The sequence below is a fragment of the Alteromonas sp. KUL150 genome (assembly GCF_009811475.1).
In the GTDB taxonomy this organism is placed as follows: Bacteria; Pseudomonadota; Gammaproteobacteria; order Enterobacterales; family Alteromonadaceae; genus Alteromonas; species Alteromonas gracilis.
Genome location: NZ_BLIJ01000045.1, coordinates 30224 through 54422, shown reverse-complemented (window position 1 = coordinate 54422; position 24199 = coordinate 30224). Strand labels below are relative to the sequence as shown.

Here is a 24199-nt window from a genome sequence, read left to right as displayed (position 1 = left end):
GGAGCACTAACATGATCCAAATGCAAACTAACCTGGACGTTGCAGACAACAGCGGCGCTCGCAGGGTTCAGTGTATTAAGGTTCTTGGTGGCTCGCATCGCCGTTATGCAGGTATCGGTGACATCATCAAAGTTACTGTTAAGGAAGCAATTCCTCGCGGTAAAGTAAAAAAAGGTGACGTACTGAACGCAGTGGTGGTGCGTACTAGAAAAGGCGTTCGTCGTGCAGATGGTTCTACCATCCGTTTTGACGGTAACGCGGCTGTTATGCTTAATGCAAACAAGCAACCAATTGGTACGCGTATCTTTGGCCCGGTTACCCGTGAGTTGAGAAGTGAAAACTTCATGAAAATCATCTCATTGGCCCCAGAGGTACTATAAGGAGTCACGATAATGGCTAATAAAATTCGTCGTGATGATGAAGTAGTCGTATTAGCGGGTAAAGACAAAGGCAAACAAGGCAAAGTCCTTAAAGTGCTTATTGCTGATAACCGTGTAATTGTAGAAGGCGTTAATCTCGTCAAGAAGCACACTAAGCCAAACCCACAATTGGGCGTAGCTGGTGGCATCGTTGAGAAAGAAGCTTCTATTCACGTTTCTAATGTTGCGATTGTTAACCCGGCAACGGGCAAAGCAGATCGCGTTGGTTTCCGTTTCGAAGATGAGAAGAAAGTACGTTTCTTCAAGTCTAACGGCGAACTTGTTTAATTATATTGGAGAGTACGATGGCGAAACTGCATGATTTCTATAAAGAAACAGTAGTAGCTGAACTTGCTAAGCAGTTCGGATACAAAAGCGTCATGCAAGTCCCTCGGATTGAAAAAATCACTCTAAACATGGGTTTAGGTGAAGCAGTTGCTGACAAAAAGGTACTTGAGAATGCTCAAGCTGACATGACGGCTATCGCCGGTCAGAAGCCTGTAGTCACAGTTGCAAGAAAATCAGTAGCGGGTTTTAAAATCCGTGAAGGTTATCCGATTGGCTGTAAAGTAACCCTACGCGGCGAGCGTATGTGGGAATTCCTTGAGCGTTTGATTTCAATCGCTATTCCACGTGTTCGCGATTTCCGTGGTTTGAATCCTAAATCATTCGACGGACGTGGTAACTACAGCATGGGCGTGCGTGAGCAAATCATTTTCCCTGAAATCGATTTCGATAAAGTGGATAAGGTTCGCGGTATGGATATCACTATCACTACCAGTGCGAATACAAATGAAGAAGCACGTGCTCTGCTGGACGCGTTTAACTTCCCATTCAAAAAGTAGGGGTGTAGGGTTATGGCAAAAGAATCAATGAAGGCACGCGAAGCTAAGCGCACTAAGCTAGTAGCTAAGTACGCTGAGAAGCGCGCCGCACTTAAAGCGATTATCAGCGATGTTAACGTTTCTGAAGAAGAGCGTTGGGACGCTGTTCTGAAGCTACAACAACTGCCACGTGACTCTAGTGCGTCACGTCAACGTAACCGTTGTCGTGTAACTGGACGTCCACATGGTTACCTACGCAAATTCGGTCTTAGCCGTATTAAGCTTCGCGAAGCAGCGATGCGCGGTGAAGTCCCTGGCCTTAAAAAAGCCAGCTGGTAAGGAGTAGCTGATAATGAGCATGCAAGATCCTATCGCGGATATGTTTACCCGCATCCGTAACGGCCAGATGGCACAGAAAGTTTCTGTGACTATGCCTTCTTCAAAACTTCGCGTTGCAATTTGTGAAGTATTGAAAGCTGAAGGTTATATCACTGACTTCGCTGCTTCTGGTGACGTTAAGCCTGTTTTAGAAGTTACGCTTAAGTACTTCGAAGGCAAGCAAGTAATTGACACAATTGAACGTGTAAGCCGTCCTGGTCTGCGCATCTATAAGAAAAAAGATGAGCTTCCAAAGGTTATGGGTGGTTTAGGCGTAGCTATCGTGTCGACTTCTAAAGGTGTGATGACTGACCGTGCAGCGCGTAACGCTGGCATGGGCGGTGAGATCATCGGTTATGTAGCATAACGGAGGAGTTGAAATGTCACGTATAGCAAAAGCCCCAGTAGACGTTGTATCAGGTGTAGAAGTTTCTATCTCTGGTCAAGAAGTCACTGTTAAAGGTAGTAAAGGCACTTTGACCCGCGTTTTTAACGACGCTGTAGAAGTTGCACAGGAAGAGAACCAACTTAAAGCACTTCCACGTGAAGGTTTTGCTGATAGCTGGGCACAAGCAGGTACTGCTCGCTCTATCCTAAATGCAATGGTTCAAGGTGTTTCACAAGGTTTTGAGAAAAAACTTACTCTATTAGGTGTTGGTTACCGTGCAGCAGCACAGGGTAACACGCTTAACCTAACGTTAGGTTTCTCTCATCCTGTAGCATACCAAATGCCTGAAGGCATTACGGTTGAAACTCCTAGCCAAACTGAAATCGTCGTCAAAGGCGCCGATAAGCAGGTGGTTGGTCAGGTTGCGGCGAACATTCGCGGATACCGTCCACCAGAGCCTTACAAAGGTAAAGGTGTTCGTTACGCTGACGAAAACGTACGTCGTAAAGAAGCTAAGAAAAAGTAGGTGGGTGATACGATGGATAAGAAAACAGCTCGCATTCGTCGCGCTACTCGCGCACGTGCAAAAATTCGTGAACTGGCCGCGCATCGCTTGGTAGTAAACCGTACACCTCGCCACATTTACGCTCAGTTAATCGCTCCTTGCGGTTCTGAAGTGTTGGCTGCAGCTTCAACTGTTGAGAAAGATCTTGCAAAAGGTCTTAAGTCTACAGGTAACGCTGAAGCAGCGACGGTAGTCGGTAAAGCAATCGCAGAACGCGCACTTGAGAAAGGCATTAAAGCAGTGGCTTTCGATCGCAGTGGTTTCCAATACCACGGCCGCGTTAAAGCATTAGCTGATGCAGCTCGCGAAGCTGGTCTTCAGTTCTAGGAGTTTATAATGGCTAAACAAGATGTTCAAAATGGTGAATTTCTAGAGAAATTGATCGCTGTAAACCGCGTATCTAAAGTGGTTAAAGGTGGTCGTATCTTTAGTTTCACTGCATTGACAGTAGTGGGTGACGGTAACGGTCGCGTTGGTTTTGGTTACGGTAAGGCACGTGAAGTACCTGCTGCAATCCAAAAGGCAATGGAAAAGGCACGTCGCAACATGGTTGACGTAGACCTAAACGGTCACACGTTACAGCACCCGATTAAAGGTCGTCACTCTGGCTCTAAAGTTTACATGCAACCAGCATCTGAAGGTACCGGTATTATTGCCGGTGGTGCGATGCGTGCAGTACTTGAAGTAGCTGGTGTACAAAACGTACTTTCAAAATGTTACGGCTCTACGAATCCAATCAACGTTGTACGTGCAACAATCAACGCGCTGACAGAAATGAACAGCCCGGCGAAAGTTGCTGCGAAGCGTGGATTGTCTGTAGAAGAAATTTTGGGGTAATCAGACATGGCAACGATTAAAGTAAAGCAAACTAAAAGTGCAATTGGCCGCTTGCCAAAGCACAAAGCTACGCTTAAAGGTTTAGGCCTTCGTAAAATCAACCATGTTCGTGAACTGGAAGATACCCCAGCCGTTCGTGGCATGATCAACCGTGTATATTACATGGTTGAGATAGTGGAGGAGTAAGACATGCGTTTAAATACAATTTCTCCAGCCGAAGGTTCAAAGCCTACTGGTAAGCGTTCTGGTCGTGGTATCGGCTCAGGTCTTGGTAAAACGAGTGGCCACGGTCACAAAGGTCAAAAAAGCCGTTCAGGTGGCCGCGTTAAGCCAGGATTTGAAGGTGGTCAGATGCCATTACAGCGTCGCCTTCCTAAGTTCGGTTTCACTTCACGCAAGAGCTTTGTTACTGATCAAGTAACTCTTGCTGAAATCGCGAAGGTTGATGGTGATACTGCGTCTCTTGAGACTTTAAAAGCAGCTGGACTTGTTAAGAAAGAAATCCAGTTCGTTAAAGTTGTAAAGAGCGGTGAAGTTTCACGCGCTGTTACAGTAAGCGGGTTAAAGGTTACTAAAGGCGCTAAAGAAGCGATTGAAGCTGCTGGCGGTAAAGTAGAGGAATAAGCTAGATGGCTAAACCAGGATTGGATTCAGGCGCTAAAAGCGGCTTGAGTGAGCTTAAGGCAAGATTGTTGTTCGTACTTGGTGCGATTGTTGTATTCAGACTAGGTTCTTACGTTCCTATCCCTGGCATCGATCCAGCTGTACTTGCTGACTTGTTCGAGCAACAAAAAGGCACCATTGTAGAAATGTTCAACATGTTCTCCGGTGGTGCGCTTGAGCGTGCATCCGTTCTGGCTTTGGGCATTATGCCATACATTACTGCATCCATTATTATGCAGTTGCTCTCGGTGGTTCACCCGCCGATGGTGGAGCTTAAAAAAGAAGGCGAAGCAGGCCGTCGTAAAATTAGTCAGTACACGCGTTATTTAACGCTTGTATTGGCTATCTTCCAATCTATTGGAATTTCGACTGGTTTGCCTAACCTGATTAATGGATTGGTGATAAACCCTGGCTTCGGATTCTACTTTACGGCAGTAGTGAGCCTAGTCACAGGAACTATGTTCCTTATGTGGTTAGGTGAGCAAATTACCGAACGAGGTATTGGTAACGGTATCTCTATATTGATTTTTGCTGGTATTGTTGCCGGTCTGCCAACAGCGATAGGTCAGACAGCGGAACAAGCAAGGCAGGGCGACATTAATTTGTTGTTCCTACTGTTGATTGGCGTAATTGTCATTGCTCTTACATACCTAGTTGTATTTGTAGAGCGCGGACAGCGCAGAATTGTGGTAAACTACGCAAAACGTCAGCAAGGCCGTCAGGTTTTTGCTGCGCAAAGCACCCATTTACCGCTAAAAGTCAACATTGCTGGTGTAATTCCACCAATCTTTGCTTCTAGCATTATTCTGTTCCCGGGTACTATCGCAGGATGGTTCGGACAGAATGAATCAACAGCGTGGTTGCAAGATGTAGCGCTTATGCTATCTCCTGGTCAACCGCTGTACGTGATGTTATACGCAGCTGCGATTATCTTCTTCTGCTTCTTCTACACGGCGTTGGTATTCAACCCGCGTGATACAGCAGACAACTTGAAGAAGTCTGGCGCGTTCATCCCAGGTATCCGCCCGGGTGAGCAGACGTCACGATACATTGACAAGGTAATGACTCGCCTTACACTGGCTGGCGCACTGTACATAACCTTTATTTGTTTAGTGCCTGAATTCATGTTGATTGCGTGGAATGTGCCGTTCTACTTCGGTGGTACGTCGCTTCTAATTATCGTAGTTGTTATCATGGACTTTATGGCACAAGTTCAGACGCATTTGATGTCTAGTCAATATGAGTCTGTGCTGAAGAAAGCTAACCTTAAAGGCTACGGCCGATAAGTTAGCCCCTTAATATTGATAGAAAGGGGAAAGATGTAATGAAAGTTCGTGCATCAGTAAAAAAGATTTGCCGTAACTGTAAAGTTATCAAGCGCAACGGTGTTGTGCGTGTAATTTGCAGTTCTGACCCAAAGCATAAGCAGCGTCAGGGCTAATCAAAGCGGTACAGAATATTTGCAAGGCTAAGAAAGCAGAACCTGAATTGTACTTATCAGGTTCTGCTAGTTTTGTTTAAAGTATTTTGAACCTTAATTTGCAATTTAGTCGACGGATAAGTATCCTATCGGGCTTTTTAGGTCGTCGACAAATAAACAAGAGGAGTGCTGTTAATGGCCCGTATCGCTGGCATTAACATTCCTGAGCACAAGCATGCTGTAATCGCTATCCAAGCGATCTATGGCGTTGGTCCCACACGTGCGAAAAGCATTTGTGCGGGTGCTGGTGTTGCAGAAAATACAAAAATCAAAGAGCTAGACGAAGCTACTATTGATAAGCTTCGTGACGAAGTGGCTAAATTTACCGTTGAAGGTGATTTACGCCGTGAAGTCTCTATGAGCATCAAACGTTTGATGGACCTGGGTTGCTTCCGTGGTATTCGCCACCGTCGTAGCTTGCCTCTACGTGGTCAGCGCACTAAAACTAATGCGCGTACCCGTAAAGGTCCTCGTAAGCCAATTAAGAAGTAAACGGGGAGTAAGTTATGGCTAAAGCACCAGCTCGTAGCACGCGTAAGCGCGCTAAACGTCAGGTTGCAGACGGTATGGCTCATATCCATGCGTCTTTCAACAACACAATTGTGACTATTACAGACCGTTCAGGCAATGCACTAGCATGGGCGACATCTGGTGGTTCAGGTTTCCGTGGTTCACGTAAATCTACCCCATTTGCTGCACAGGTAGCTGCTGAGCGTGCAGGTGTTGCTGCACAAGAATACGGTCTTAAGAACCTTGAAGTATTTGTTAAAGGTCCAGGTCCAGGCCGTGAGTCTGCGATCCGTGCTCTTAACGCTACAGGTTATAAGATCACAAACATTACCGATGTGACCCCTATTCCTCACAACGGTTGTCGTCCACCGAAAAAACGTCGCGTTTAATCGACGGACAGTTGGAGAAAGATCATGGCAAGATATTTGGGTCCAAAACTCAAACTTAGCCGTCGCGAAGGAACTGACCTGTTCCTAAAAAGCGGCGTTCGCGCAATCGATTCTAAATGTAAGATCGATACAGCGCCTGGTCAGCACGGTGCCCGTCGTGGCCGTCTGTCTGACTACGGTGTTCAGCTGCGTGAAAAACAAAAAGTTCGTCGTATGTACGGCGTTCTGGAAAAGCAATTCCGCAACTACTATAAAGAAGCTGCACGTCTAAAAGGCAACACAGGTGAAAACTTGTTACAGCTTTTAGAACAGCGTCTTGATAACGTAGTTTACCGTATGGGTTTCGCTAGCACACGCGCAGAAGCACGTCAGCTAGTTAGCCACAAGGCGATCATGGTAAATGGTCAAGTTGTGAACATCCCATCGTTTAACGTTTCTGCCGAAGACGTGGTTTCTGTTCGTGAAAAAGCTAAGAAGCAAGCGCGTATCGTAGCTGCTTTGGAACTGGCTGACCAACGTGAGAAGCCAACCTGGATTGAAGTAGACAGCAACAAAATGGAAGGCACTTTCAAGCGCGTTCCAGAAAGAACTGATTTGTCTGCGGAAATTAACGAACAGTTGATCGTCGAACTTTACTCTAAGTAAAGCTAACTAAAGAGGAAGCATTGTGGGTTCTGTGACTGAATTCCTAAAACCGAGATTAGTTGAGATCGAAAACGTTTCTCCTACTCGTGCCAAAGTAACTTTGGAACCACTAGAGCGCGGCTTTGGCCACACTCTAGGTAACGCCCTACGTCGTATTTTACTGTCATCTATGCCAGGATGTGCAGTTACCGAAGTAGAAATTGATGGCGTTCTTCACGAGTACAGCACCAAAGAAGGTGTACAGGAAGACGTTATCGAAATCTTGCTAAATCTTAAAGGTTTAGCGGTTCGCCTTGAAGGTAAAACTGAGGCAACCCTAACTCTAGTGAAATCTGGCGCTGGCCCTGTTGTTGCTGGTGATATTCAGCATGATGGCGACGTAGAAATTACAAACCCTGAGCACTTAATTTGTACTTTAACTGGCGAAGCTGAAATCAGCATGCGTATTAAAGTAGAAATGGGCCGTGGTTATGTACCAGCTTCTACCCGTCGCTCCTCTGAAGAAGATGATCGTCCAATTGGTCGTTTGTTAGTTGACGCTTCATACAGCCCAGTTGAACGTATTGCTTACACTGTTGAGTCTGCGCGTGTTGAACAACGCACAGACCTTGACAAGCTAATCATCGACATGGAAACGAACGGTACTTTGGATCCTGAAGAAGCGATCCGCCGTTCTGCAACCATCCTAGCTGAACAGCTTGATGCATTCGTAGATCTACGTGATGTATCTGAGCCAGTAGCGAAGGAAGAGAAGCCAGAATTCGATCCGATTCTGCTTCGTCCAGTAGATGACCTAGAGTTAACAGTACGTTCTGCAAACTGTTTGAAAGCAGAAGCTATCCAGTACATTGGTGACCTGGTACAGCGCACTGAGGTTGAGCTACTTAAAACGCCTAACCTTGGTAAGAAATCGCTAACTGAAATCAAAGATGTTCTAGCATCTCGTGGTCTTTCTCTAGGTATGCGCCTAGAAAACTGGCCGCCAGAGAGCATCGCTGAAAAAGATTAATCAGGTTTTTATCAAACTGATTTGTAGAGAAGGATAAAACTATGCGCCATCGTAAGAGTGGTCGTCAGTTGAATCGCAACAGCAGCCATCGTCAAGCTATGTTCAAAAACATGGCCGGTTCTTTGGTCAAGCACGAAGTGATCAAAACTACGTTACCAAAAGCGAAAGAATTACGTCGCGTAATCGAGCCTCTAATCACTATGGCTAAAGAAGACAGCGTTGCAAATCGCCGTCTAGCTTTTGCCCGCACTGGTGACAAAGAGGTTGTAGGTAAACTATTCAACGAGCTTGGTCCTCGTTACGAAGCTCGCCCAGGCGGTTACACTCGCATTCTTAAATGCGGTTTCCGTGCTGGCGACAATGCCCCAATGGCATATGTTGAGCTAGTTGACCGTCCAGTTGTAGAAGCTGAAGAAGAAGCAGTAGAAGCAACTGAAGAGTAATTAATACTCGATTAGAAAAAGGGGCCTGAGTGAAAACTCAGGCCCCTTTTTTTGTTTTATCCATTTTAACTGGCGCTTGTGTGAACGATTGCCTGCCGTTAAAACTAACTTGCGCTGTAAACGCAGCTTTTTCCATTTCGTTTGGCTTGATACAGGGCGTCATCCGCGGCTTTTACCAGTTCATCAATGCCGCTAGTTCTGTTGCACTGGGTAATGCCTGCACTAAACGACACGCTGGTATCAAGGGTAGATAAGCGCTGCACCACACCTAACAGATGTTTAACACGCCGTTCAGCTTGCTCTAACGACACATCCTTTAACAGCAACACAAACTCTTCACCGCCCCATCTGGCAATAATGTCGTCCTCGCGCGTGTGTACTCGTAGCGCATCGGCAAACGCCTTCAATACTGCATCACCCGCGTTATGTCCGTACTGGTCATTAACCAGTTTAAAGTCGTCTAAATCCAGAATTACCAGGCAGTGGTTTTTGGCCGTGTTGCTAGCAAGAAGCGAACTTACCAAAGAAAGAAACTTGGCGCGGTTGTAAACGCCGGTTAAATAGTCGGTTTCAGACAAATGCTTCGACGCTAAATGCTCGGCCTTTAGCTGATTGAACGCAGTATGGCGTGTGCCTTCATAAAATCTGAATAGCAATAGCTGAACAATAGCCGCCTCTAACACGTTAAGCAGCGAACCTGTTGATAGCGTAATGGGCACGCCGCTTTCTGCTTGTTTGTGCACCAAATAAACACAAACACACAGCGTAATAGACGACAATAACGTACCGCCGCGCCTACCTAGCAAAAAAAACGTAAACGGTAAAATAATGGTGGCCCACACCAAAGAATACGCACGGCCTTCAACGCTAATTAAAAACAGCAGCATAATGCTGGTAACGGTTAGCGATAACAGCCAGGCGGTAAGCGTAATTTTGCCGGTTTTTCTGAATGCGATATACACCGCTAAAGAAAGCACAAAGCCCGTGGCATCAATTAACGCCAGCTGAATGTCGTTAAAAACAAAAACATTGACCAACGACAGAATAGGAAACACTGAACATGCTAATAGCAAGGTGTGTTGAATCAGTTTAACGCGCCAGAAATCTTCGCTAAACTGAGTATGAGGAAACTCGTTATACCACCATTTAAAACTAACTTTTTTAGCGTTCATAGTAAATTTTATTCGCTGCGTTGTATTGTAGTAATTTTTCCTGATCCATTGAGATCCATAATGCCAACTCACCACGTTTATGTTAAGCAGAAATGCGCTTGTTAGCGGCACAGTGCGCCAGCCAACGCGCCATACGCCATTATCAGCACGAATTCGGGCGACTAATAATCACCAGGGTGTACTGCTTAACCGAAACAGCAAACATCAATTGGCGCAAATTAACCATTAGCCCGCTTTCAAGTTTAGGCCATTATTAAACGGTCGGACTACGTCATGTTTACAGTAACAGAAGCCACGCTGTGCAAAAGCATTATTAATAAAAAGCTCAAAAAGCTGAGAAATAAATACCAGGCCGCTGGTACCGCAAAAAAGCCAGAAAATGAATCGGAACTTATGGTGTTAGCATCGGTATTAAACAAGTTAAATGCGCATATTGATAGCCAAAACGGCACAATTTCAAGCAGCGTAAGCACCAAGGTATTGGTAGTAGACGACATTGTAGAAGTAAGAGATACCGTAACCGATATGCTGGATAAAATGGGCTTTGAAAAAGTGGATACGGCCAACAGTGCCGAAAAGGCGTGGACAATTCTGAACGACGCGGCAGAAGCCAATATGCCCTATAAAATTGTGCTGACCGATTCAGACATGAGCGGAAAAAGCGGCATTGCCTTATTAAGAGACATTCGCCAAAGCGAAGCACTGGCCTCGGCAGATGTATTTATTATGAGCGCAAACAGCGAACACGAAGAAATAATGAAAGCCATGGAAGCAGGCGTAACGGGCTACATATTAAAGCCATTAAGCTTTAACACGCTTCAAGAAAAATTAGCGCAATACCTGCCTGACGACGAATAGCAGGGCAATGGCCGGATGTATTACTTCATAGCCCAATAAGACAGGTTGAGAGAATTGGTGCTGAATTAAACGTACACCTGCGATGAAGTGGTGTTGAATTTGCTTATAGCCTATTGTTTGCACGTTATATTTGGAAATAATGTTTATCGTGTTTTTAAAAAAGCCATTCTAAATTAGGTTTTTGTAATTTATTTATTTCTATTTTTCATAGCAAGGAAGGTTATGTTAACTACGTCTTCGTTTACACAGTCGCTATCATCAACTCCGTTGTTTAGTAAAACGCTGTCTACCGCTTACGAGCGGTTAAGTTCAGGGCTAAGAATAAATAAAGCTGCAGATGACAGTGCTGGTTTACAAATATCGAATAGGTTGACCTCGGAATCTCTAGCGAAAAACCAGTTGCGAAGAAATTTAAACGACGGCATTAGCTATGCGCAAATAGCGGAAGGCGGGCTGCAAGAATCTGCCGATATATTGCAGCGTATGCGGCAATTAGCCATGCAGTCTCAAAACGGCATTAACACCGATGCAGATAGGCGCGCACTTGATAGAGAATTTCAGCAGCTAAAAAACGCACTTAATGGCATTGCTTATAATACCGAAGCGTTTAATCGTTTGCCCTTGCTAGGTGACAACGATTTATTGTCAGATAACGTGCCTTCAATTGGCGATACTTTCGTAAAGGGTAATACAGTTCAATTGAGCAGTGGCTTACGTTCTGTAGCATACATTCCCGCTGGTTCAACAAACATATCTATAGATATTGATAGCTTTTCGCAAGACGATGATCTGCAGGTATTTACAACTAGCGGTAGGCATCTAGTTGGTACACCACTGTCTGACAATGTGTGGGGTACCAATAACGTTAACTCAACGAGTGACATCAAACGTTTTTTATTCCTACCTGAAGAAGGGTATGCACCAACCGCAAGCTACGATGGTAGTGCTTTAATTACTAGCGGTTCTGGTACGATTAACGGAACAACATTCACCTTTTCAGGTGATCAGCACCCCGGAGTAACAACAGAAAGCTTAACCATTGATAATACAAGCGAGCCGCTTATTATTTCCGTAGTGGGGCAAGGCGTATTTAATGCCACCGTAGATTGGGATACGTTGGGTGCCGCAGGAAGCGGTGGAAATATCTTTGAGGCGGGCCCTGTAGATATCACAGCTACTAACTCGCTAGGCGATGGCACAGACTTCATAAACTTAACTAAAACGCCAGTGGGTTTATCTGACTTAGATATGGTAGAAAGCGATGTACTTTCCTTTGAAAGTGCAGAAGCGGCGTTACAGCAAATTGATGATGCGTTAGCATATGTAAGCGAGAGCCGAGCGTTTTACGGCGCAAAGATGAATCAAATGGAGTCGGCTCTAAAGATCAATGACCGAATGCACGAGGGCTTAATGGCAGCGCGTTCTCAAATCCTCGATACAGATTTCGCTACAGAAACCGCTAAATCTACACAGGCGCAAATCGTGGAGCAAGCGAGTATTTCTGTAAGGGCTCAGGCTAAATCTACTGATGAGCAGGTTTTGGGGTTGTTGAATGGGACAGTAAGTCAAAGCGCGTGAATAAGGCGGTTATAGGCATAGCGCTGTTCCTCAAACCTCAATGGCTAGTGATTGCTCTTAATGCTACAAACTAGGGGCCCAAAGCTGCTAGCTATTAATGCTTCAGTTGTAATACAACATAACTTTGCCATTTAATCGTAATACAAACCTTTGTATACTAAACACTGAATATACAAATAATAGGACGTGGGCGTAGAACCCACACATCAAGGATATTACAAATGAAACCAGTAGTATTAGCTGGCGGCTCAGGTAGTCGCTTATGGCCAAAATCTCGTGCAGCGCTTCCAAAGCAGTTTTTGTCTCTCACATCAGACAGCACCATGCTGCAAGACACAATCACACGCTTAAAAGGCACACCAGCTCAGAATCCAATTTTTATTTGTAATGACGCTCATCGCTTTTTAGTTGCAGAACAGCTTCGTCAAAAAGATATTCAGCATGGCGGTATTCTGTTAGAGCCAGTTGGTCGTAACACCGCACCAGCAATCGCATTAGCGGCACTACACGCAACTATTAATGGCGAAGACCCTGTTCTTCTTGTGTTGGCAGCCGATCACCTCATTAAAGACAACCAAGCGTTCCACTCTGCAATAGCTAAAGCTGAAAAACTAGCAGAGCAGGGTAAACTTGTTACTTTCGGTATTGTTCCTAACCAGCCGCATACGGGTTATGGATATATCAAAGCGGGCGAGCAAGCGGGCGATGGTTTTGAAGTAGCACAGTTTGTAGAGAAGCCTGCTTTGGAAACGGCAAAAGAATATGTAGATTCAGGCAGTTACTACTGGAACAGCGGCATGTTTATGTTTAAAGCAAGCCGTTATTTGGAAGAGCTAGAGAAATATAACCCTGAAATGCTAGACGTGTGTAAGCGTGCTATCGACACAGAAACACCTGATCTAGATTTTATCCGTGTTGACCACGATATTTTTGCGACTTGCCCTGACGATTCAATCGACTATGCAGTAATGGAAAAAACAGATAGCGCAGCTATGGTTCCGCTAGACGCAGGCTGGAGTGATGTAGGCAGCTGGTCTTCACTGTGGGAAACTGCTGAAAAAGACGAAAACGGTAATGCTACTGTAGGCGATACTATTCTAGAAAACACAAAGAACAGTTACGTAAATGCTGAGCAGCGTTTGGTTTCTGTAATTGGTTTAGAAGACGTTATCGTAGTAGAAACTAAAGATGCCGTAATGGTTGCCCACAAAGATGATGCACAAAGCATTAAAACGGTTGTGAACAAACTTAAAGCTGAACATCGCCCAGAGTTTGAATTCCACCGTGAAGTATTCCGTCCATGGGGAAGCTACGATTCTATCGACAGCGGCGCCCGTTTCCAAGTAAAACGCATTACGGTTAAGCCAGGTGAAAAACTATCGGTTCAAATGCACCACCATCGTGCCGAGCATTGGATTGTAGTATCGGGCAGTGCAAACGTAACTATTGATGAAGAAACACAGCTAGTTACAGAAAACGAGTCGGTTTACATTCCAATCGGTGCCGTTCATGCGTTAGAAAATCCTGGGAAGATCCCACTTGAACTTATTGAAGTTCAGTCTGGTGCGTATCTTGGTGAAGACGATATTGTACGTTTTTCTGATAGATATGGGCGCATTGTTAAATAAATGTTTAAAAAATGTTTGACAGTTAATCGCAGGAATTATATTGTTCGTGACGGCTGATAGTAGATTTTGATTTCTAAATATTCAGTTTATACCCACTATATAAGAAACTAGACCGGCTTTTGCCGGTCTTTTAATATCGTATAATTTTGAACAAGCGAGCAATTAGCTAAAGTGAAATAGTTTCGGCTTAATCAAAAACTTCGTGAAACTTAATCACTGAAGGCTTATAGCGCTCTATGCTATCAGATTCTATTTTTTCTCTTAATTTATCACACAATTCTTTAGGCTCAGCATCAGCTTTAATCCCCTTAAAATCCGTGTAGGCATAGTTCCACCATTGAATTTTGGTCAAATTTTCTATTTCTGTTTCTGAAAATCGATACTTAATAACTTTAGCCGGAACACCAGCGACAACAGCGTAAGGAGGAACGTCTTTTGTAACGACAGCTCTTGTGGCAATTACTGCGCCATTGCCAATAGATATTCCGGTAGCTAAAGTTACGTTATTGCCTATCCAAACATCGTGCCCGATAGTGATAGAGAGGTCTTGGTTCTGATGTGGGTTAGCAATTTGATAGGGAATATCTAGTTCAGCATCTTGTGATGACGATGTAGATAATATAAATGATGAATTGTAGGTAATTGCAGAGCTGGAAAAGCGTTCTATAGGATGCTTTTCTCCCATCACACTAACACCGCTAGCTATGGAGCAGTATCTTCCAACAACAGTATGCTCTGGTAGCTCGCTCCATGAATATGAGAAAGCGCCCATAGTATGCAACTTATTACCTTCGAAATAGCCAGTGTAGGGCTCTGCAAATGAACTAGAAAAGAAGCTAACTCGTTCATTCTCTTTAAACCTTCCACGTCCCTTTTGCGTGAAAAATATTCGCTTGTTCTGAAAAAAAGAATTTAGCGATGTATTAAAAAGCCTTTTATGAATCATGTGATTATCTTTTTATTGTTTTAAATTTTATCTAATGAAATTGGGTCATTTTGAGTTACGAACTTGATAATACCCGTTAATTTTTCATTTTGCGATGTTGTGAAAAGCTCTTGGTTTAATAAGGGGGAGGGGGTGAATACTAAGTCTTGGTTTTCAAGCTTTTCTTTTATATTGGCAAAGTAGTTATCATCTATACTTGGTGGCCTAATGATAAAGCGCGCATTGCTTTGGGTTAGAACGTAATCTGGAGAAATCGCTTTAACAAAGCTTACATCTAGGTTGCCTGCGCAATGGACAAAAACAACAATCTTATAGATTCTACATAGGTAGTTGAACAAGGTGTAGCTAGAAGACGAGCCAAGAATTAGAAGTACTTCATCATAAATTGCGTTATCATAATAAATAACACGTATTCGCCCGAAGTTAGGAAGTTTATTGTCAAAAACGACATATTTTTGATGATTAAATGAAGCTAGAAATTCCTCGTCGTGTTTTTTATTAGGGTAGATTTTGTTGCCTAAGTCGCCTGTTACATGTTTGGTCTTGTAATGGTCATTATTAAATAACTCTACAAGCTGACTAATATCAGTTTTTTGGCGCGACGCTACTTCAACACTCGCCTTCATTGAACCAAAATGACTCCAATGTGTATCACACATTCGATAGCTTCGCTTTTCTGATTCCTGAAGTACCCTAACCGGAAATATTACATCCAATTTTTCCGGTACTAGGTTTAAAACCTGATCAATAGCGGTATTTTTCCCTCTTTCAAATGGATAGTACTGTGGAAAAACCATCTCTTTTGAGGGGGCTATGAGCATACATGCATGGAAATCACAAGTCTCTTGCAAATCTAATAGAGTTCTAAAGTAATTTTTCCACTCTGCTCTATTTTGCCTTGAAAGTTTCAACTTTCCGGTGAATTGCTCAACACTATTGTTGGTATCATTATCCAAGAATAGCCAATTACCTTGTCCTTCTATAATTTCAAGTGCGCCTTTCAGTTCAAACTCAATCAGAGTGCTAAAATTCCCTTTTCTAATAAAGCCAATTTGAAAAAACTGGGATGAAACGTCTAAAACCGTTTTGAATCCACACATTAACAAAGGGTGGCCAGTAGAACACTCTTTAAGTACGACTTCGATGACATCGTGTCTCTCAATGTTCAATTCTATTGGTGTGACTCGACTACCCTCTAGCGCGACCACTTGAATATCTTCTCCTATTTCAGAGAGAAACCAACCGCTTAGCTCAATTCCATTACTTTCGATATTATCACTATCTATTTGAACGTCATTTTTTGGAGAATCAACACACCACTTAATAACTCCATCGATTGTCGGCGGGGCAATTATTTTGTTCTTTATTGTAAACGCTGACAATTTTCTCTCCTTTGAAACCTTCAGTGTTATATATAACGCCCTACGATGTCGTACTCATCCCTCAAATAATGTTTGAGGGTTTCATAATTTGGAACGTTTTGACTGACGTTGCGAATATTTTTGTGGCTTTCAGATAAAGGAACTCCCATGTCTTCTCCTAATCTTTCTAAGTCTTCTTGGTATCGGTGGACGGAGCCAATGAATTCAATGTTATCTATGCTTACACGTTCAAAAAATCGTGCGTAAGCTTTAGTAAATTGAGGTAATGTATTGTTAGTTATCATATCAAATACAATATCTTCAATTTTCGAGACTCCATTCATAACATATATTTTTTTTAGTAGTAGGTATTGTGGGTGCGCTCCGCCTGTTTGTAATAGGTGTCTCACCAAGCTGTAAACTCGAGCGACAGGATCTCTTACCCAAACCATCCTCTTTGAATGGGGGAAAACTTCAAGGTGACTTTCGTGAGGCTTGAAGTGGCCATGGATGATTTTACATTGTTTAGGAAGCCACAGAGGCTCCCCCCTAGAAATTTCTTTCGCTCCGGTAGATGCATATGCACCGAAAACCTGAGATGGATAATGCTGCTCAAGACTTGCTCTTAAAGAGCTTCCCGCTGTTTTGGGTATGTGATAAGAAACCCATTTAATGTTGGTGTGAGGGTGACCCTTCGAGTACTTAGAAGGATTGACGAGCTTTTCTAAAGCCCATGCTATTTTTCTATATTTCATTGAGTCTTTAATCGGATAAAACTGAAAAAGAATGTGCGGTAAAGGATTTTCTTTAAAAAAGGAAAATGAATTACCCTAGACGATTGCGCAAATCATCAATACCATTGCCCACAATGTTATTCTCAGGATATTACCATGCCTAAGACGCCGCCCCAATTAGTAATCAATTATTTTGATGCAACTTGGTATCTTAAAGCCTACCGTGATGTAGCAAATGCTAGCATTGCGCCTGAAAAGCACTTTGTTATGTTTGGTTGGAAAGAGGGACGATGGCCTTGCGACTTTAACGCTGTTCGCGCAGATCGGGACTTGTGGGACGATGCGAAAAGTGGCAGTGCGCTAAGTCAACTCAAGAGCTTGTTTGAGGCTGATTGCCGTGCTGAAAAAAGTTTAGCAGCGTGGTTTTTGGGGCGTTGGTATGCGAGTTTTAATGAATGGAAAGAAGCTCATTATTATTCTAAGTATTTTGCAAAAGATGACTTCATACTTGAGTTAATACCTCATGACGGCCCTGTAACTTTGTTTGCAATGTCTTACTTGAAAGTTGGGGAATTGGAAAAGGCTAAATCTATAATTTCGACAGCAACTTGGAAAAGCGCCTGGGAGCGCACAATTGTTTCGAGTCAAGTAGCATCTGGTCAAGAGAAAATCGCCATCCTAAATAGGATGTATACCAAAACCAATTTACTGAAATTAGTTGAAAAAGATGTTGATTTAGATGGTCTTACTTGTACACCGGGGGCTAGTCACAAAAGCTCATGGCTAAAGCCCTTAGTAACAGTCATCATCCCTTGCTTCAATGCGGAAAATACTATCCGAACTGCGCTTAACAGTCTACTTGCTCAAACTTATGAAAAAATAGAAATTATTGTCGTTGATGATGCGTCTACTGATAATACAGAGAAGGCTATCAAGGAAGTTGCATCAACAGACAAGCGCGTACGCTATTTAAAGTTAGAACGGAACGGCGGTGCTTATAACGCTAGAAACGTTGGGCTCAAGGCAGCGAAAGGAGGTTTAATAACCACGCATGATGCTGACGACTGGTCACACCCCCAAAAGATTGAAATACAGGTAAATGCTATAAAAGCAAACAAGAATGCTAAAGCGAGTGTAAGTTCATGGGTGAGAACCGATAACAATCTGGTATTTCAGCGTTGGAGAATTGATGATGGCTTAATACACAGAAATGTATCTAGCTTAATGTTTAAGAGAAGTGTTCTACGGAAGTTGGGATATTGGGATGCAGTTTCAATAAATGCTGATACCGAATTTTACTATCGAATTCTCACCAAATACGGGCAATCTTCAATAGTCGAGGCTTATCCTGAAATTCCTCTCGCCTTCGGTAGGGTTGAGCCTTCTTCTTTAACTAATGCAGGGCCAACGCACATTCGGACTCAATTTTCAGGATTAAGAAAAGAATATTTAGATAGCGCTCTCCAATGGCATAAAAGTGGGAAAGGACTTTATATGCCCGATAAAGGAAAACGAAAATTTATCGCTCCACCTTATATATGTAGAGGAACGGAGGTAAGCAATAATGACAATCTTAAGAATTACATTATTGACACGGAAGCGTTTGATGAATGTTGGTATTTAGCAAAGTACAAAGATATTGCTAGCGCTGGTATAGATCCCATTGACCATTATGTAAGGTATGGTATTCACGAGGGGAGGGAGCCAAATTCTTTCTTTAATCCGAGTGCTTACGCTTGGATTGAAAAAGTTTCTTTATCTCAAGCGTTTACTTTATGGCTATCGGATAGAGATAATCTTACAAAAGTATTGTCTGTAAAAGGGGAGCGTAAAGCAGATGGTGAAAAAAGCGTAATGATGTTTGCACATCTCGCAGGCCCAGAACTGTTTGGTGCTGAAAAAAGCTTTTTAGATTGTGTGCAAATGTTAGCTGAAAATGATGTGAACATTTATGTTGTTTTACCAAGCGCACTCAACGAAGAGTATGTTAATGAGGTCTTAAAATACGCTACAAAGGTATTTTTTCTCCCCATATGTTGGTGGGACGGCAAAAGAGAGGTTATAAATACACAAGTAGCGATTATTGAGAGACTAATAACATCTCAGAAGATTGATACAGTATACGTAAATACGATTACAGTATGGGAGCCGCTTGTGGCTGCGAGCAACTCGGGCGTTAAATCAGTAATGCATATCAGGGAACTTCCTGAGAATGATAGATCGCTATGCGAAGCCCTTGCAGCCTCCCCTGAAGTGATAAGAAAGCATGTAGCCAAAGCAGCTGATTTATATATTGCAAACTCAAAATTCACGCAAAGTTATTATGATTTAGGAACGATGTGTGAAGTTGTTCCGAACGCAGTCAGTATCAACAACGCTGTAGATACTGCAAATAAAGAAAGCTCCCCTTTCGTAGTAGCGATGATGAGCAGTAATATTGAGAAGAAAGGTATAAGAGATTTTTTTGAGATAGCTTTTGAATGCAGTAAAAGAAAGTTACCAGTGCTGTTTGAATTACATGGCCCTCGTACTGATATTTTAACTTCTCTACTCAACAATTATTCTGAAGAGAATGTTGTTTTTAACGGTTATTCTGCAGATACCGCCAATACCCTAAAGTCTGTCAATGTAATTCTTAACCTCTCCAATTTCGACGAATCTTTCGGTCGAACTGTAATAGAAGGGATGGCAAGTGGATGTGTACCTATTGCCTACAGCAAAGGTGCATTAACTGAAGTTGTATCTGAAAATTGCGGCTTTTTAGTTCCTTTTAAGATGACCAATGAAATTGTTTCGCTAATAGAAAAACTATCGCAAAATCATGGAGAGTTCGAAAAATTATCAAAACAGGCGTTTAAGGCAGTTGCAAATAGTTATTCAAAACAGAAAGTGAAAGTTAAGTTTTCCGAGGCAGTACTGACCCGGTAACATTTCTCTCAAGTTGGTGTTAGTATTGTCTTTGCTGAATATGTAGTACCAAAATGGTGCTTTTTGGCTCGCACATTAAATTGGCTGTATAAGAATAGTTTATGGAAAACAACGTTAGTATCCTGTCCTCCTCCTGGTGTATTCAGTACGACAAAACCTTGCAAACCATGCAAAATAGGGGTGAGGTCTGCTCGTTTGGCAAGTTCGACGAATTAGATGAGTTTGTAGATAAAAATGGCAAATTAGTATTAATCTACACATCTTTCTATGATTTCGTTGAAAGTTTAATAGCGAGAGAAACTTTATTCACTAAATTTTTAGAAAGTTGGTTGGCTCACTTTACACAATTAGTCAACTTTGCTCGTGTAAATAGAAGCAAAATCATACTTGTTAGTTCAAGAGATATTGCAATAAATAGAACATCGTTTGAGAATATATCAGGCGTAAGTTTGAGCGAACTCGAAGTACCAAACTTCTCATCCAGTACTAAACTTCTTGCTAACTACACTTCACAGGTCAATTCAGATGTAAGAAAACTCTTGGAGTTGTTAGATGCGTTAACAACTCCATTGAGTGAGGGTGTACTGCTTAGCGAAACCTCTGCTTATGATGTTGAAGTGTTTTTACAAGCGCAAGAAAAAAAATCTGCAGAGCTCTCTTCCGAAATATTTGAGCTAACTAAGGCGTTAAGTTCCACGCAAGAGGCATTAGATGCTGAGAAGCAAGCAGCCAAAAAGTTAGAAGCTATGATATTTGATTTAAATAATAGCCTGTTAGAAGAGGAAAGTTTCAATAAGTATAGTCTTAGCACTCTATCCGAATTTGACTCGAAAATAGCTACGCTTAAAAATGCACTGGAGGAGTCTGAGTTCGATAAACGACGTTACAGAAGACAAAGAGATCGAGTAGAAAAGAAAAACCAGAAAATTGAAGAGGAGTTGTCTCTTCTCAAGGTGGTTCTATCTACTAAAGACAATGAGTTAAAGCGTAACGCTGAGTTATTAGGTCAGTATGAAGCAAACACCTTAGTCGCTAAAAAATCAGCGATAGCTTCGACCAAGATAAACGAGCGGCAGAAAAAGTCGCTAGAAGCCAAGGTAAATGAGCTTCAAAAAAGTAATGATAAATTATTCGCTGAGCTATCATTGATAAGAAAAGAAAATGACGGTATGAAGCGCAGCAGACTTTATTCTGCAGGCCAGGTTATTAAAAAAGCAAAGAATAAGCTCAACCGTAGAGATGAACTTAGATTAGATGACCAAGAGATTTCATTAGTCGCCACCAGTGAATATTTTAATATTAAATGGTATTTAGAGACTTACCCTGATGTGGCTGAGGCAGGAATTCATCCCGTTGAGCATTACCTATTGTACGGTGCCGCTGAAGGTCGCCTACCGAGCCCAAACTTTGATGGTAAATGGTATTTGACTCGTTACCCTGATGTTGAAAGAGCAGGATTAAACCCACTAGTGCACTACGAAACTTATGGTAGAGGCGAAGGGCGTGTCGTATCCCCTAAGATGCTCGCATCTGAAGCATCTTCAAAGAAAAACTAGTGACACTACGACATGAGTGATAAGGAATATATGAGTTCAAGAGCTAAAAAAAGCCTGGTTTGGTTGGGAGCTGGTAACGTCGAAGGAATTGATGTTGACTTGCAAGAGTTCTCCAACTGTTACTTAGTTGAAGCCAATCAGGATATTTGCCAAGCACTTCAGCAGCGCTACTCAAACGTTAGTAACATTCATATTTTAAATAGCTTGATTGATGATGCGTCAGACTTGGTTCATTTTAACATCGCTAACCTAAACACACTTTCTTCCAGTTCAAAGTGTAAAGACGTGAAAATGCATTATCCAGGCTATAGGGTAGTAAGTGCAGAAAACTTGAAGCCGTCGACCCTCAGTGACTTACTGTCTTCGGTCAAGCTAGACGAGGAAGGTAACATGCTGATTATAGATCTCTACGCAGGAGTAGAGAGAATACTCAAGCAAATGTTTAGCTCTGACTTCGCTAAAACTTTCGGTAACATTGCAATTTTGGGGGCTGAAATTCGATATTTTGATGATAGTTTGCTTCCGGAGGAGATAACCAGTTTGATGGAGGCGAATAGTTATATCCCTACGCAATATACTTCTATGGCAGAAGGTGTGCAATACCAGCAGTACTTATTGAATCCCTTGGTAAAAGAGTTGGAATGTACAAAAAATACAGCATCGGTTTTAGAGAGTGAGCTTTCATTTGCGCAGCAAAAGCTTTTATCCGAGGAGCAACAATCTACTCGCTTCGCTGCAGAAATAGAAGAATATTCGAGCTTAGCAGAATCATTAGAAAATCAGATTAACGATGCCGAGCAGAGAAACCAAGAATTACTAAAAAAACTAGACCGAAAAACGCAAGATAATAAATCAATCTTATCGGAGTTAGCGCAAACACGCAGCGAGTGCGAAGAAGCGAAAGCTAGTTCAGCAGCGCAGTTAGAAGAAAGCAATCTTCGTGCTGAAAGTTTAACTAAAGAGCTAGAAGAAAAATTTAAAACCAACAAAGAGCTATTGGAACAGAACGAACTTTTGAATCATGAAGTCGAGGATTTAAAGAAGTCGGTTGAACTTTTGCAACTGGAAAAAAAGGAGCTTAGTGATTTGTGCTCGGAAAAAGACACAAATTTATCTTCAGTGCAAATTGAACTAGCTCAAAAGCAAGAAGAGATTGTAGAGCTTCGAGAGTCTATTGAATCGAAAAAATTAGTGCTGGCCTCTCTCGAGGAAAAGTCTGCGAATGATGACAAAACTTTATCGGAATTAACTACTCGCTTGGCAGCAGTTGAGAGCGAAATGGATGATTGCAAGCACGGAAATGCATCTTTACTGGATGAAAAGCTTAAAATAGAACAAGCTTTTAAGGAAAAAGACAAGTGGTTATCAGAGCATGAAAAATGGAATGCTTCACTGCAGCAAGAGTTGGAAAAACTAAAAGCTGATTTAAAAGCAGCTAACGAAAACGTAGATATTCAGAAGCAGCAAGTTGAAGTGTTACTTTCAAAAGAGCAAGCGTTACAAGAACAAACGTTCAGAAATGACAAACTAACACTTGAACTTGAAAAGTTTGATGCTCAGCTTCAAATGCTAGCTAAATTTGTAAAGGTTTAGCTATGTCTGAAGGCCACTCGAACTTTTTTATATCCCAATTAAACGTAAATTGTTTATCTTCATCACAATTTTCGGAAGTAACTGAAATGCATGATGCTTGGGCCGAATACTCTCTAGAAATAGATACTGACAAGTTAGAGAAAACGATACGCTCCGAAGAACAATTAAGTTATTTACTCGTGTTCCTAGGCGTGATTTTGGTTCACAAAGGAAATGTAGCTGAAGGCGAGCGTTTGCTTCAAGAAATTGCTGAACTCGAACATAACAACCCTCTATGCCGAGCGGTATTAATGTCGAGTGCATTACGGGCGTTAGCGAATGGGCAATTATTAAACAAAAATGAAGTTAAAGCGAAGCAACTTTATCGCCAAGCCAATGCTTGTATAAAAATTGCGGGAAGCGATATTCTTGGGAAAAACTTAATTAATGCTAAGATTCGTTTGGGGCTGCTTGATGACGCATGCGTAGACATTGAAAAAGCGTTTTTAAGCATGCTCAATGGTGTGGGTGTTAATGAAGAGATTAAGGATAAGTTAACAATATTGCATAGTGAAGTTGAGTTAATTCGCCATGAAATGACAATTGCTCAACAAAAACAGCAGCTATACATGCTTGCGAGTGATCAAAGCAATTCGTTAGATTTGGCAGATACGAAAGCGTTTAAGGAAGCGTTGATAGCCCAGTCCCCTTCACAACTAGGCCAAGATATTTGGGCATTAGAGCAGCATAATTTTAAAAGGGACGGCTTTTTTGTCGAATTTGGGGCAACAGATGGGGTATTATTAAGTAATACTTATTTATTAGAAAAGCTTTTCGGCTGGAAGGGCCTATGTGCAGAACCAAATCCGAAATACTTTGAGAAGTTGCAAACAAATAGACAGTGTGTCGTTACTAACAGTTGTATTTCTGCAACAACGGGCGAGGAAGTGGAGTTTATCTTCGCAGATGAATATGGTGGGATTGCGAGTTACGCAACAGCAGATTCCCACGCGAAAAAACGAAATGCTTACGCAAATGAATATGGTAAAGCCGTTTTACAAACAATAAGCCTTCATGATTTTTTAGTTAAGCATAATGCACCGAGAAAAATAGACTTCCTAAGCATTGATACCGAGGGTAGCGAATTTGATATTTTAAATACGTTCCAATTCGACCAATGGGATATCAAGTGTATTACGGTAGAACATAATTATTCTGAAGCCAGAGAAAAAATATACAAATTGCTTACAAGCAATGGTTATGAAAGAAAAACAGTTCAATTTGATGATTGGTATTATAGGGATTAATAGGGTAGA

At 42.2% G+C, this 24199-nt stretch carries 28 protein-coding genes; 24 read left to right on the top strand and 4 right to left on the bottom strand.

Annotated features, from left to right (window positions below; all coding sequences use genetic code 11):
- Positions 1-11 precede the first annotated feature (11 nt).
- The 17 genes from rplN to rplQ all read left to right on the top strand — a co-directional run bounded on the left by rplN (position 12) and on the right by rplQ (position 8550).
- Positions 12-380 carry a 50S ribosomal protein L14 gene (gene rplN, locus GVO62_RS10840; RefSeq protein WP_012519228.1) on the top strand — a complete coding sequence of 123 codons (369 nt, stop codon included), beginning with the start codon at positions 12-14 and terminating at the stop codon, positions 378-380.
- A 12-nt stretch (positions 381-392) separates the two neighbouring features.
- Positions 393-707, top strand: a complete 315-nt coding sequence (rplX, locus tag GVO62_RS10835) for a 50S ribosomal protein L24 (RefSeq protein WP_014950912.1) — start codon at positions 393-395, stop codon at positions 705-707.
- A 17-nt stretch (positions 708-724) separates the two neighbouring features.
- Positions 725-1264 carry a 50S ribosomal protein L5 gene (rplE, locus tag GVO62_RS10830; RefSeq protein WP_014950911.1) on the top strand — a complete coding sequence of 180 codons (540 nt, stop codon included), beginning with the start codon at positions 725-727 and terminating at the stop codon, positions 1262-1264.
- 12 nt (positions 1265-1276) lie between these two features.
- Positions 1277-1582: a 30S ribosomal protein S14 gene (gene rpsN, locus GVO62_RS10825; RefSeq protein ID WP_105932243.1), complete on the top strand. Its 306-nt coding sequence runs from the start codon at positions 1277-1279 to the stop codon at positions 1580-1582.
- A 13-nt stretch (positions 1583-1595) separates the two neighbouring features.
- A complete protein-coding gene (rpsH, locus tag GVO62_RS10820) occupies positions 1596-1988 on the top strand; it encodes a 30S ribosomal protein S8 (RefSeq protein WP_012519224.1) in 393 nt (130 codons plus the stop codon).
- Positions 1989-2001: 13 nt separating this feature from the next.
- Positions 2002-2535 carry a 50S ribosomal protein L6 gene (rplF, locus tag GVO62_RS10815; RefSeq protein WP_105932245.1) on the top strand — a complete coding sequence of 178 codons (534 nt, stop codon included), beginning with the start codon at positions 2002-2004 and terminating at the stop codon, positions 2533-2535.
- A 12-nt stretch (positions 2536-2547) separates the two neighbouring features.
- On the top strand, positions 2548-2901 hold the full coding sequence (rplR, locus tag GVO62_RS10810) for a 50S ribosomal protein L18 (protein ID WP_105932260.1): 354 nt from the start codon (positions 2548-2550) through the stop codon (positions 2899-2901).
- A 9-nt stretch (positions 2902-2910) separates the two neighbouring features.
- On the top strand, positions 2911-3411 hold the full coding sequence (rpsE, locus tag GVO62_RS10805) for a 30S ribosomal protein S5 (protein WP_012519221.1): 501 nt from the start codon (positions 2911-2913) through the stop codon (positions 3409-3411).
- Positions 3412-3417: 6 nt separating this feature from the next.
- Positions 3418-3597: a 50S ribosomal protein L30 gene (rpmD, locus tag GVO62_RS10800; protein ID WP_014950907.1), complete on the top strand. Its 180-nt coding sequence runs from the start codon at positions 3418-3420 to the stop codon at positions 3595-3597.
- A gap of 3 nt (positions 3598-3600) precedes the next feature.
- Positions 3601-4035, top strand: coding sequence for a 50S ribosomal protein L15 (gene rplO / locus GVO62_RS10795; protein ID WP_105932246.1), 435 nt, complete (start codon positions 3601-3603; stop codon positions 4033-4035).
- 5 nt (positions 4036-4040) lie between these two features.
- On the top strand, positions 4041-5360 hold the full coding sequence (gene secY / locus GVO62_RS10790; protein WP_014977524.1) for a preprotein translocase subunit SecY: 1320 nt from the start codon (positions 4041-4043) through the stop codon (positions 5358-5360).
- 38 nt (positions 5361-5398) lie between these two features.
- Positions 5399-5515 carry a 50S ribosomal protein L36 gene (rpmJ, locus tag GVO62_RS10785; RefSeq protein ID WP_012519217.1) on the top strand — a complete coding sequence of 39 codons (117 nt, stop codon included), beginning with the start codon at positions 5399-5401 and terminating at the stop codon, positions 5513-5515.
- Between the two features lie 174 nt (positions 5516-5689).
- Positions 5690-6046 carry a 30S ribosomal protein S13 gene (rpsM, locus tag GVO62_RS10780; protein ID WP_012519216.1) on the top strand — a complete coding sequence of 119 codons (357 nt, stop codon included), beginning with the start codon at positions 5690-5692 and terminating at the stop codon, positions 6044-6046.
- Positions 6047-6060: 14 nt separating this feature from the next.
- The gene (gene rpsK / locus GVO62_RS10775; protein ID WP_012519215.1) at positions 6061-6453 is read left to right on the top strand and encodes a 30S ribosomal protein S11; all 393 of its coding nucleotides are present in this window, start codon (positions 6061-6063) and stop codon (positions 6451-6453) included.
- A gap of 24 nt (positions 6454-6477) precedes the next feature.
- Positions 6478-7098 (top strand): 30S ribosomal protein S4, encoded by a 621-nt coding sequence (gene rpsD / locus GVO62_RS10770; RefSeq protein ID WP_159119259.1) that lies wholly within the window; start codon positions 6478-6480, stop codon positions 7096-7098.
- A gap of 19 nt (positions 7099-7117) precedes the next feature.
- Positions 7118-8107, top strand: a complete 990-nt coding sequence (locus GVO62_RS10765) for a DNA-directed RNA polymerase subunit alpha (RefSeq protein ID WP_105932247.1) — start codon at positions 7118-7120, stop codon at positions 8105-8107.
- Positions 8108-8148: 41 nt separating this feature from the next.
- The gene (gene rplQ / locus GVO62_RS10760) at positions 8149-8550 is read left to right on the top strand and encodes a 50S ribosomal protein L17 (protein WP_012519212.1); all 402 of its coding nucleotides are present in this window, start codon (positions 8149-8151) and stop codon (positions 8548-8550) included.
- A gap of 104 nt (positions 8551-8654) precedes the next feature.
- On the opposite strand, the gene GVO62_RS10755 is transcribed toward rplQ, so the two are convergent.
- Positions 8655-9722 carry a GGDEF domain-containing protein gene (locus GVO62_RS10755; RefSeq protein WP_159119257.1) on the bottom strand — a complete coding sequence of 356 codons (1068 nt, stop codon included), beginning with the start codon at positions 9720-9722 and terminating at the stop codon, positions 8655-8657.
- A gap of 273 nt (positions 9723-9995) precedes the next feature.
- On the opposite strand from GVO62_RS10755, the gene GVO62_RS10750 reads away from it, so the two are divergent.
- From GVO62_RS10750 to GVO62_RS10740, 3 genes are all read left to right on the top strand, one after another.
- Entirely contained in the window at positions 9996-10580 is a 585-nt protein-coding gene (locus tag GVO62_RS10750) for a response regulator (RefSeq protein ID WP_159119255.1), read from the top strand.
- A 222-nt stretch (positions 10581-10802) separates the two neighbouring features.
- On the top strand, positions 10803-12158 hold the full coding sequence (locus tag GVO62_RS10745; protein WP_159119252.1) for a flagellin N-terminal helical domain-containing protein: 1356 nt from the start codon (positions 10803-10805) through the stop codon (positions 12156-12158).
- A 221-nt stretch (positions 12159-12379) separates the two neighbouring features.
- A complete protein-coding gene (locus tag GVO62_RS10740; RefSeq protein WP_159119250.1) occupies positions 12380-13786 on the top strand; it encodes a mannose-1-phosphate guanylyltransferase/mannose-6-phosphate isomerase in 1407 nt (468 codons plus the stop codon).
- Positions 13787-13973: 187 nt separating this feature from the next.
- Here the strand turns inward: GVO62_RS10740 and GVO62_RS19645 are convergent, their stop codons facing one another.
- The 3 genes from GVO62_RS19645 to GVO62_RS10725 are packed head-to-tail and all read right to left on the bottom strand — an operon-like array spanning position 13974 to position 16848.
- Entirely contained in the window at positions 13974-14732 is a 759-nt protein-coding gene (locus GVO62_RS19645; RefSeq protein WP_159119248.1) for a CatB-related O-acetyltransferase, read from the bottom strand.
- A 20-nt stretch (positions 14733-14752) separates the two neighbouring features.
- Entirely contained in the window at positions 14753-16114 is a 1362-nt protein-coding gene (locus tag GVO62_RS10730) for a hypothetical protein (RefSeq protein ID WP_159119247.1), read from the bottom strand.
- A gap of 26 nt (positions 16115-16140) precedes the next feature.
- Positions 16141-16848: a hypothetical protein gene (locus tag GVO62_RS10725; protein WP_159119245.1), complete on the bottom strand. Its 708-nt coding sequence runs from the start codon at positions 16846-16848 to the stop codon at positions 16141-16143.
- Between the two features lie 135 nt (positions 16849-16983).
- On the opposite strand from GVO62_RS10725, the gene GVO62_RS10720 reads away from it, so the two are divergent.
- From GVO62_RS10720 to GVO62_RS10705, 4 genes are all read left to right on the top strand, one after another.
- Complete coding sequence (locus tag GVO62_RS10720; protein WP_159119243.1) at positions 16984-19755, top strand: glycosyltransferase; 2772 nt, start codon at positions 16984-16986, stop codon at positions 19753-19755.
- A 101-nt stretch (positions 19756-19856) separates the two neighbouring features.
- The gene (locus GVO62_RS10715) at positions 19857-21311 is read left to right on the top strand and encodes a hypothetical protein (RefSeq protein WP_159119241.1); all 1455 of its coding nucleotides are present in this window, start codon (positions 19857-19859) and stop codon (positions 21309-21311) included.
- Between the two features lie 390 nt (positions 21312-21701).
- Positions 21702-22904, top strand: a complete 1203-nt coding sequence (locus tag GVO62_RS10710) for a hypothetical protein (RefSeq protein ID WP_159119239.1) — start codon at positions 21702-21704, stop codon at positions 22902-22904.
- Positions 22905-22906: 2 nt separating this feature from the next.
- The gene (locus tag GVO62_RS10705; protein ID WP_159119237.1) at positions 22907-24190 is read left to right on the top strand and encodes an FkbM family methyltransferase; all 1284 of its coding nucleotides are present in this window, start codon (positions 22907-22909) and stop codon (positions 24188-24190) included.
- Positions 24191-24199: the final 9 nt, after the last annotated feature.

Bases quoted from the DNA above. Each gene is read 5' to 3' on its own strand.
- rplN (WP_012519228.1), top strand. From the start codon at position 12: ATGATCCAAATGCAAACTAACCTGGACGTTGCAGACAACAGCGGCGCT.
- rplX (WP_014950912.1), top strand. From the start codon at position 393: ATGGCTAATAAAATTCGTCGTGATGATGAAGTAGTCGTATTAGCGGGT.
- rplE (WP_014950911.1), top strand. From the start codon at position 725: ATGGCGAAACTGCATGATTTCTATAAAGAAACAGTAGTAGCTGAACTT.
- rpsN (WP_105932243.1), top strand. From the start codon at position 1,277: ATGGCAAAAGAATCAATGAAGGCACGCGAAGCTAAGCGCACTAAGCTA.
- rpsH (WP_012519224.1), top strand. From the start codon at position 1,596: ATGAGCATGCAAGATCCTATCGCGGATATGTTTACCCGCATCCGTAAC.
- rplF (WP_105932245.1), top strand. From the start codon at position 2,002: ATGTCACGTATAGCAAAAGCCCCAGTAGACGTTGTATCAGGTGTAGAA.
- rplR (WP_105932260.1), top strand. From the start codon at position 2,548: ATGGATAAGAAAACAGCTCGCATTCGTCGCGCTACTCGCGCACGTGCA.
- rpsE (WP_012519221.1), top strand. From the start codon at position 2,911: ATGGCTAAACAAGATGTTCAAAATGGTGAATTTCTAGAGAAATTGATC.
- rpmD (WP_014950907.1), top strand. From the start codon at position 3,418: ATGGCAACGATTAAAGTAAAGCAAACTAAAAGTGCAATTGGCCGCTTG.
- rplO (WP_105932246.1), top strand. From the start codon at position 3,601: ATGCGTTTAAATACAATTTCTCCAGCCGAAGGTTCAAAGCCTACTGGT.
- secY (WP_014977524.1), top strand. From the start codon at position 4,041: ATGGCTAAACCAGGATTGGATTCAGGCGCTAAAAGCGGCTTGAGTGAG.
- rpmJ (WP_012519217.1), top strand. From the start codon at position 5,399: ATGAAAGTTCGTGCATCAGTAAAAAAGATTTGCCGTAACTGTAAAGTT.
- rpsM (WP_012519216.1), top strand. From the start codon at position 5,690: ATGGCCCGTATCGCTGGCATTAACATTCCTGAGCACAAGCATGCTGTA.
- rpsK (WP_012519215.1), top strand. From the start codon at position 6,061: ATGGCTAAAGCACCAGCTCGTAGCACGCGTAAGCGCGCTAAACGTCAG.
- rpsD (WP_159119259.1), top strand. From the start codon at position 6,478: ATGGCAAGATATTTGGGTCCAAAACTCAAACTTAGCCGTCGCGAAGGA.
- rplQ (WP_012519212.1), top strand. From the start codon at position 8,149: ATGCGCCATCGTAAGAGTGGTCGTCAGTTGAATCGCAACAGCAGCCAT.
- GVO62_RS10755 (WP_159119257.1), bottom strand. From the start codon at position 9,722: ATGAACGCTAAAAAAGTTAGTTTTAAATGGTGGTATAACGAGTTTCCT.
- GVO62_RS10750 (WP_159119255.1), top strand. From the start codon at position 9,996: ATGTTTACAGTAACAGAAGCCACGCTGTGCAAAAGCATTATTAATAAA.
- GVO62_RS10745 (WP_159119252.1), top strand. From the start codon at position 10,803: ATGTTAACTACGTCTTCGTTTACACAGTCGCTATCATCAACTCCGTTG.
- GVO62_RS10740 (WP_159119250.1), top strand. From the start codon at position 12,380: ATGAAACCAGTAGTATTAGCTGGCGGCTCAGGTAGTCGCTTATGGCCA.
- GVO62_RS19645 (WP_159119248.1), bottom strand. From the start codon at position 14,732: ATGATTCATAAAAGGCTTTTTAATACATCGCTAAATTCTTTTTTTCAG.
- GVO62_RS10725 (WP_159119245.1), bottom strand. From the start codon at position 16,848: ATGAAATATAGAAAAATAGCATGGGCTTTAGAAAAGCTCGTCAATCCT.
- GVO62_RS10720 (WP_159119243.1), top strand. From the start codon at position 16,984: ATGCCTAAGACGCCGCCCCAATTAGTAATCAATTATTTTGATGCAACT.
- GVO62_RS10715 (WP_159119241.1), top strand. From the start codon at position 19,857: ATGGAAAACAACGTTAGTATCCTGTCCTCCTCCTGGTGTATTCAGTAC.
- GVO62_RS10710 (WP_159119239.1), top strand. From the start codon at position 21,702: ATGCTGATTATAGATCTCTACGCAGGAGTAGAGAGAATACTCAAGCAA.
- GVO62_RS10705 (WP_159119237.1), top strand. From the start codon at position 22,907: ATGTCTGAAGGCCACTCGAACTTTTTTATATCCCAATTAAACGTAAAT.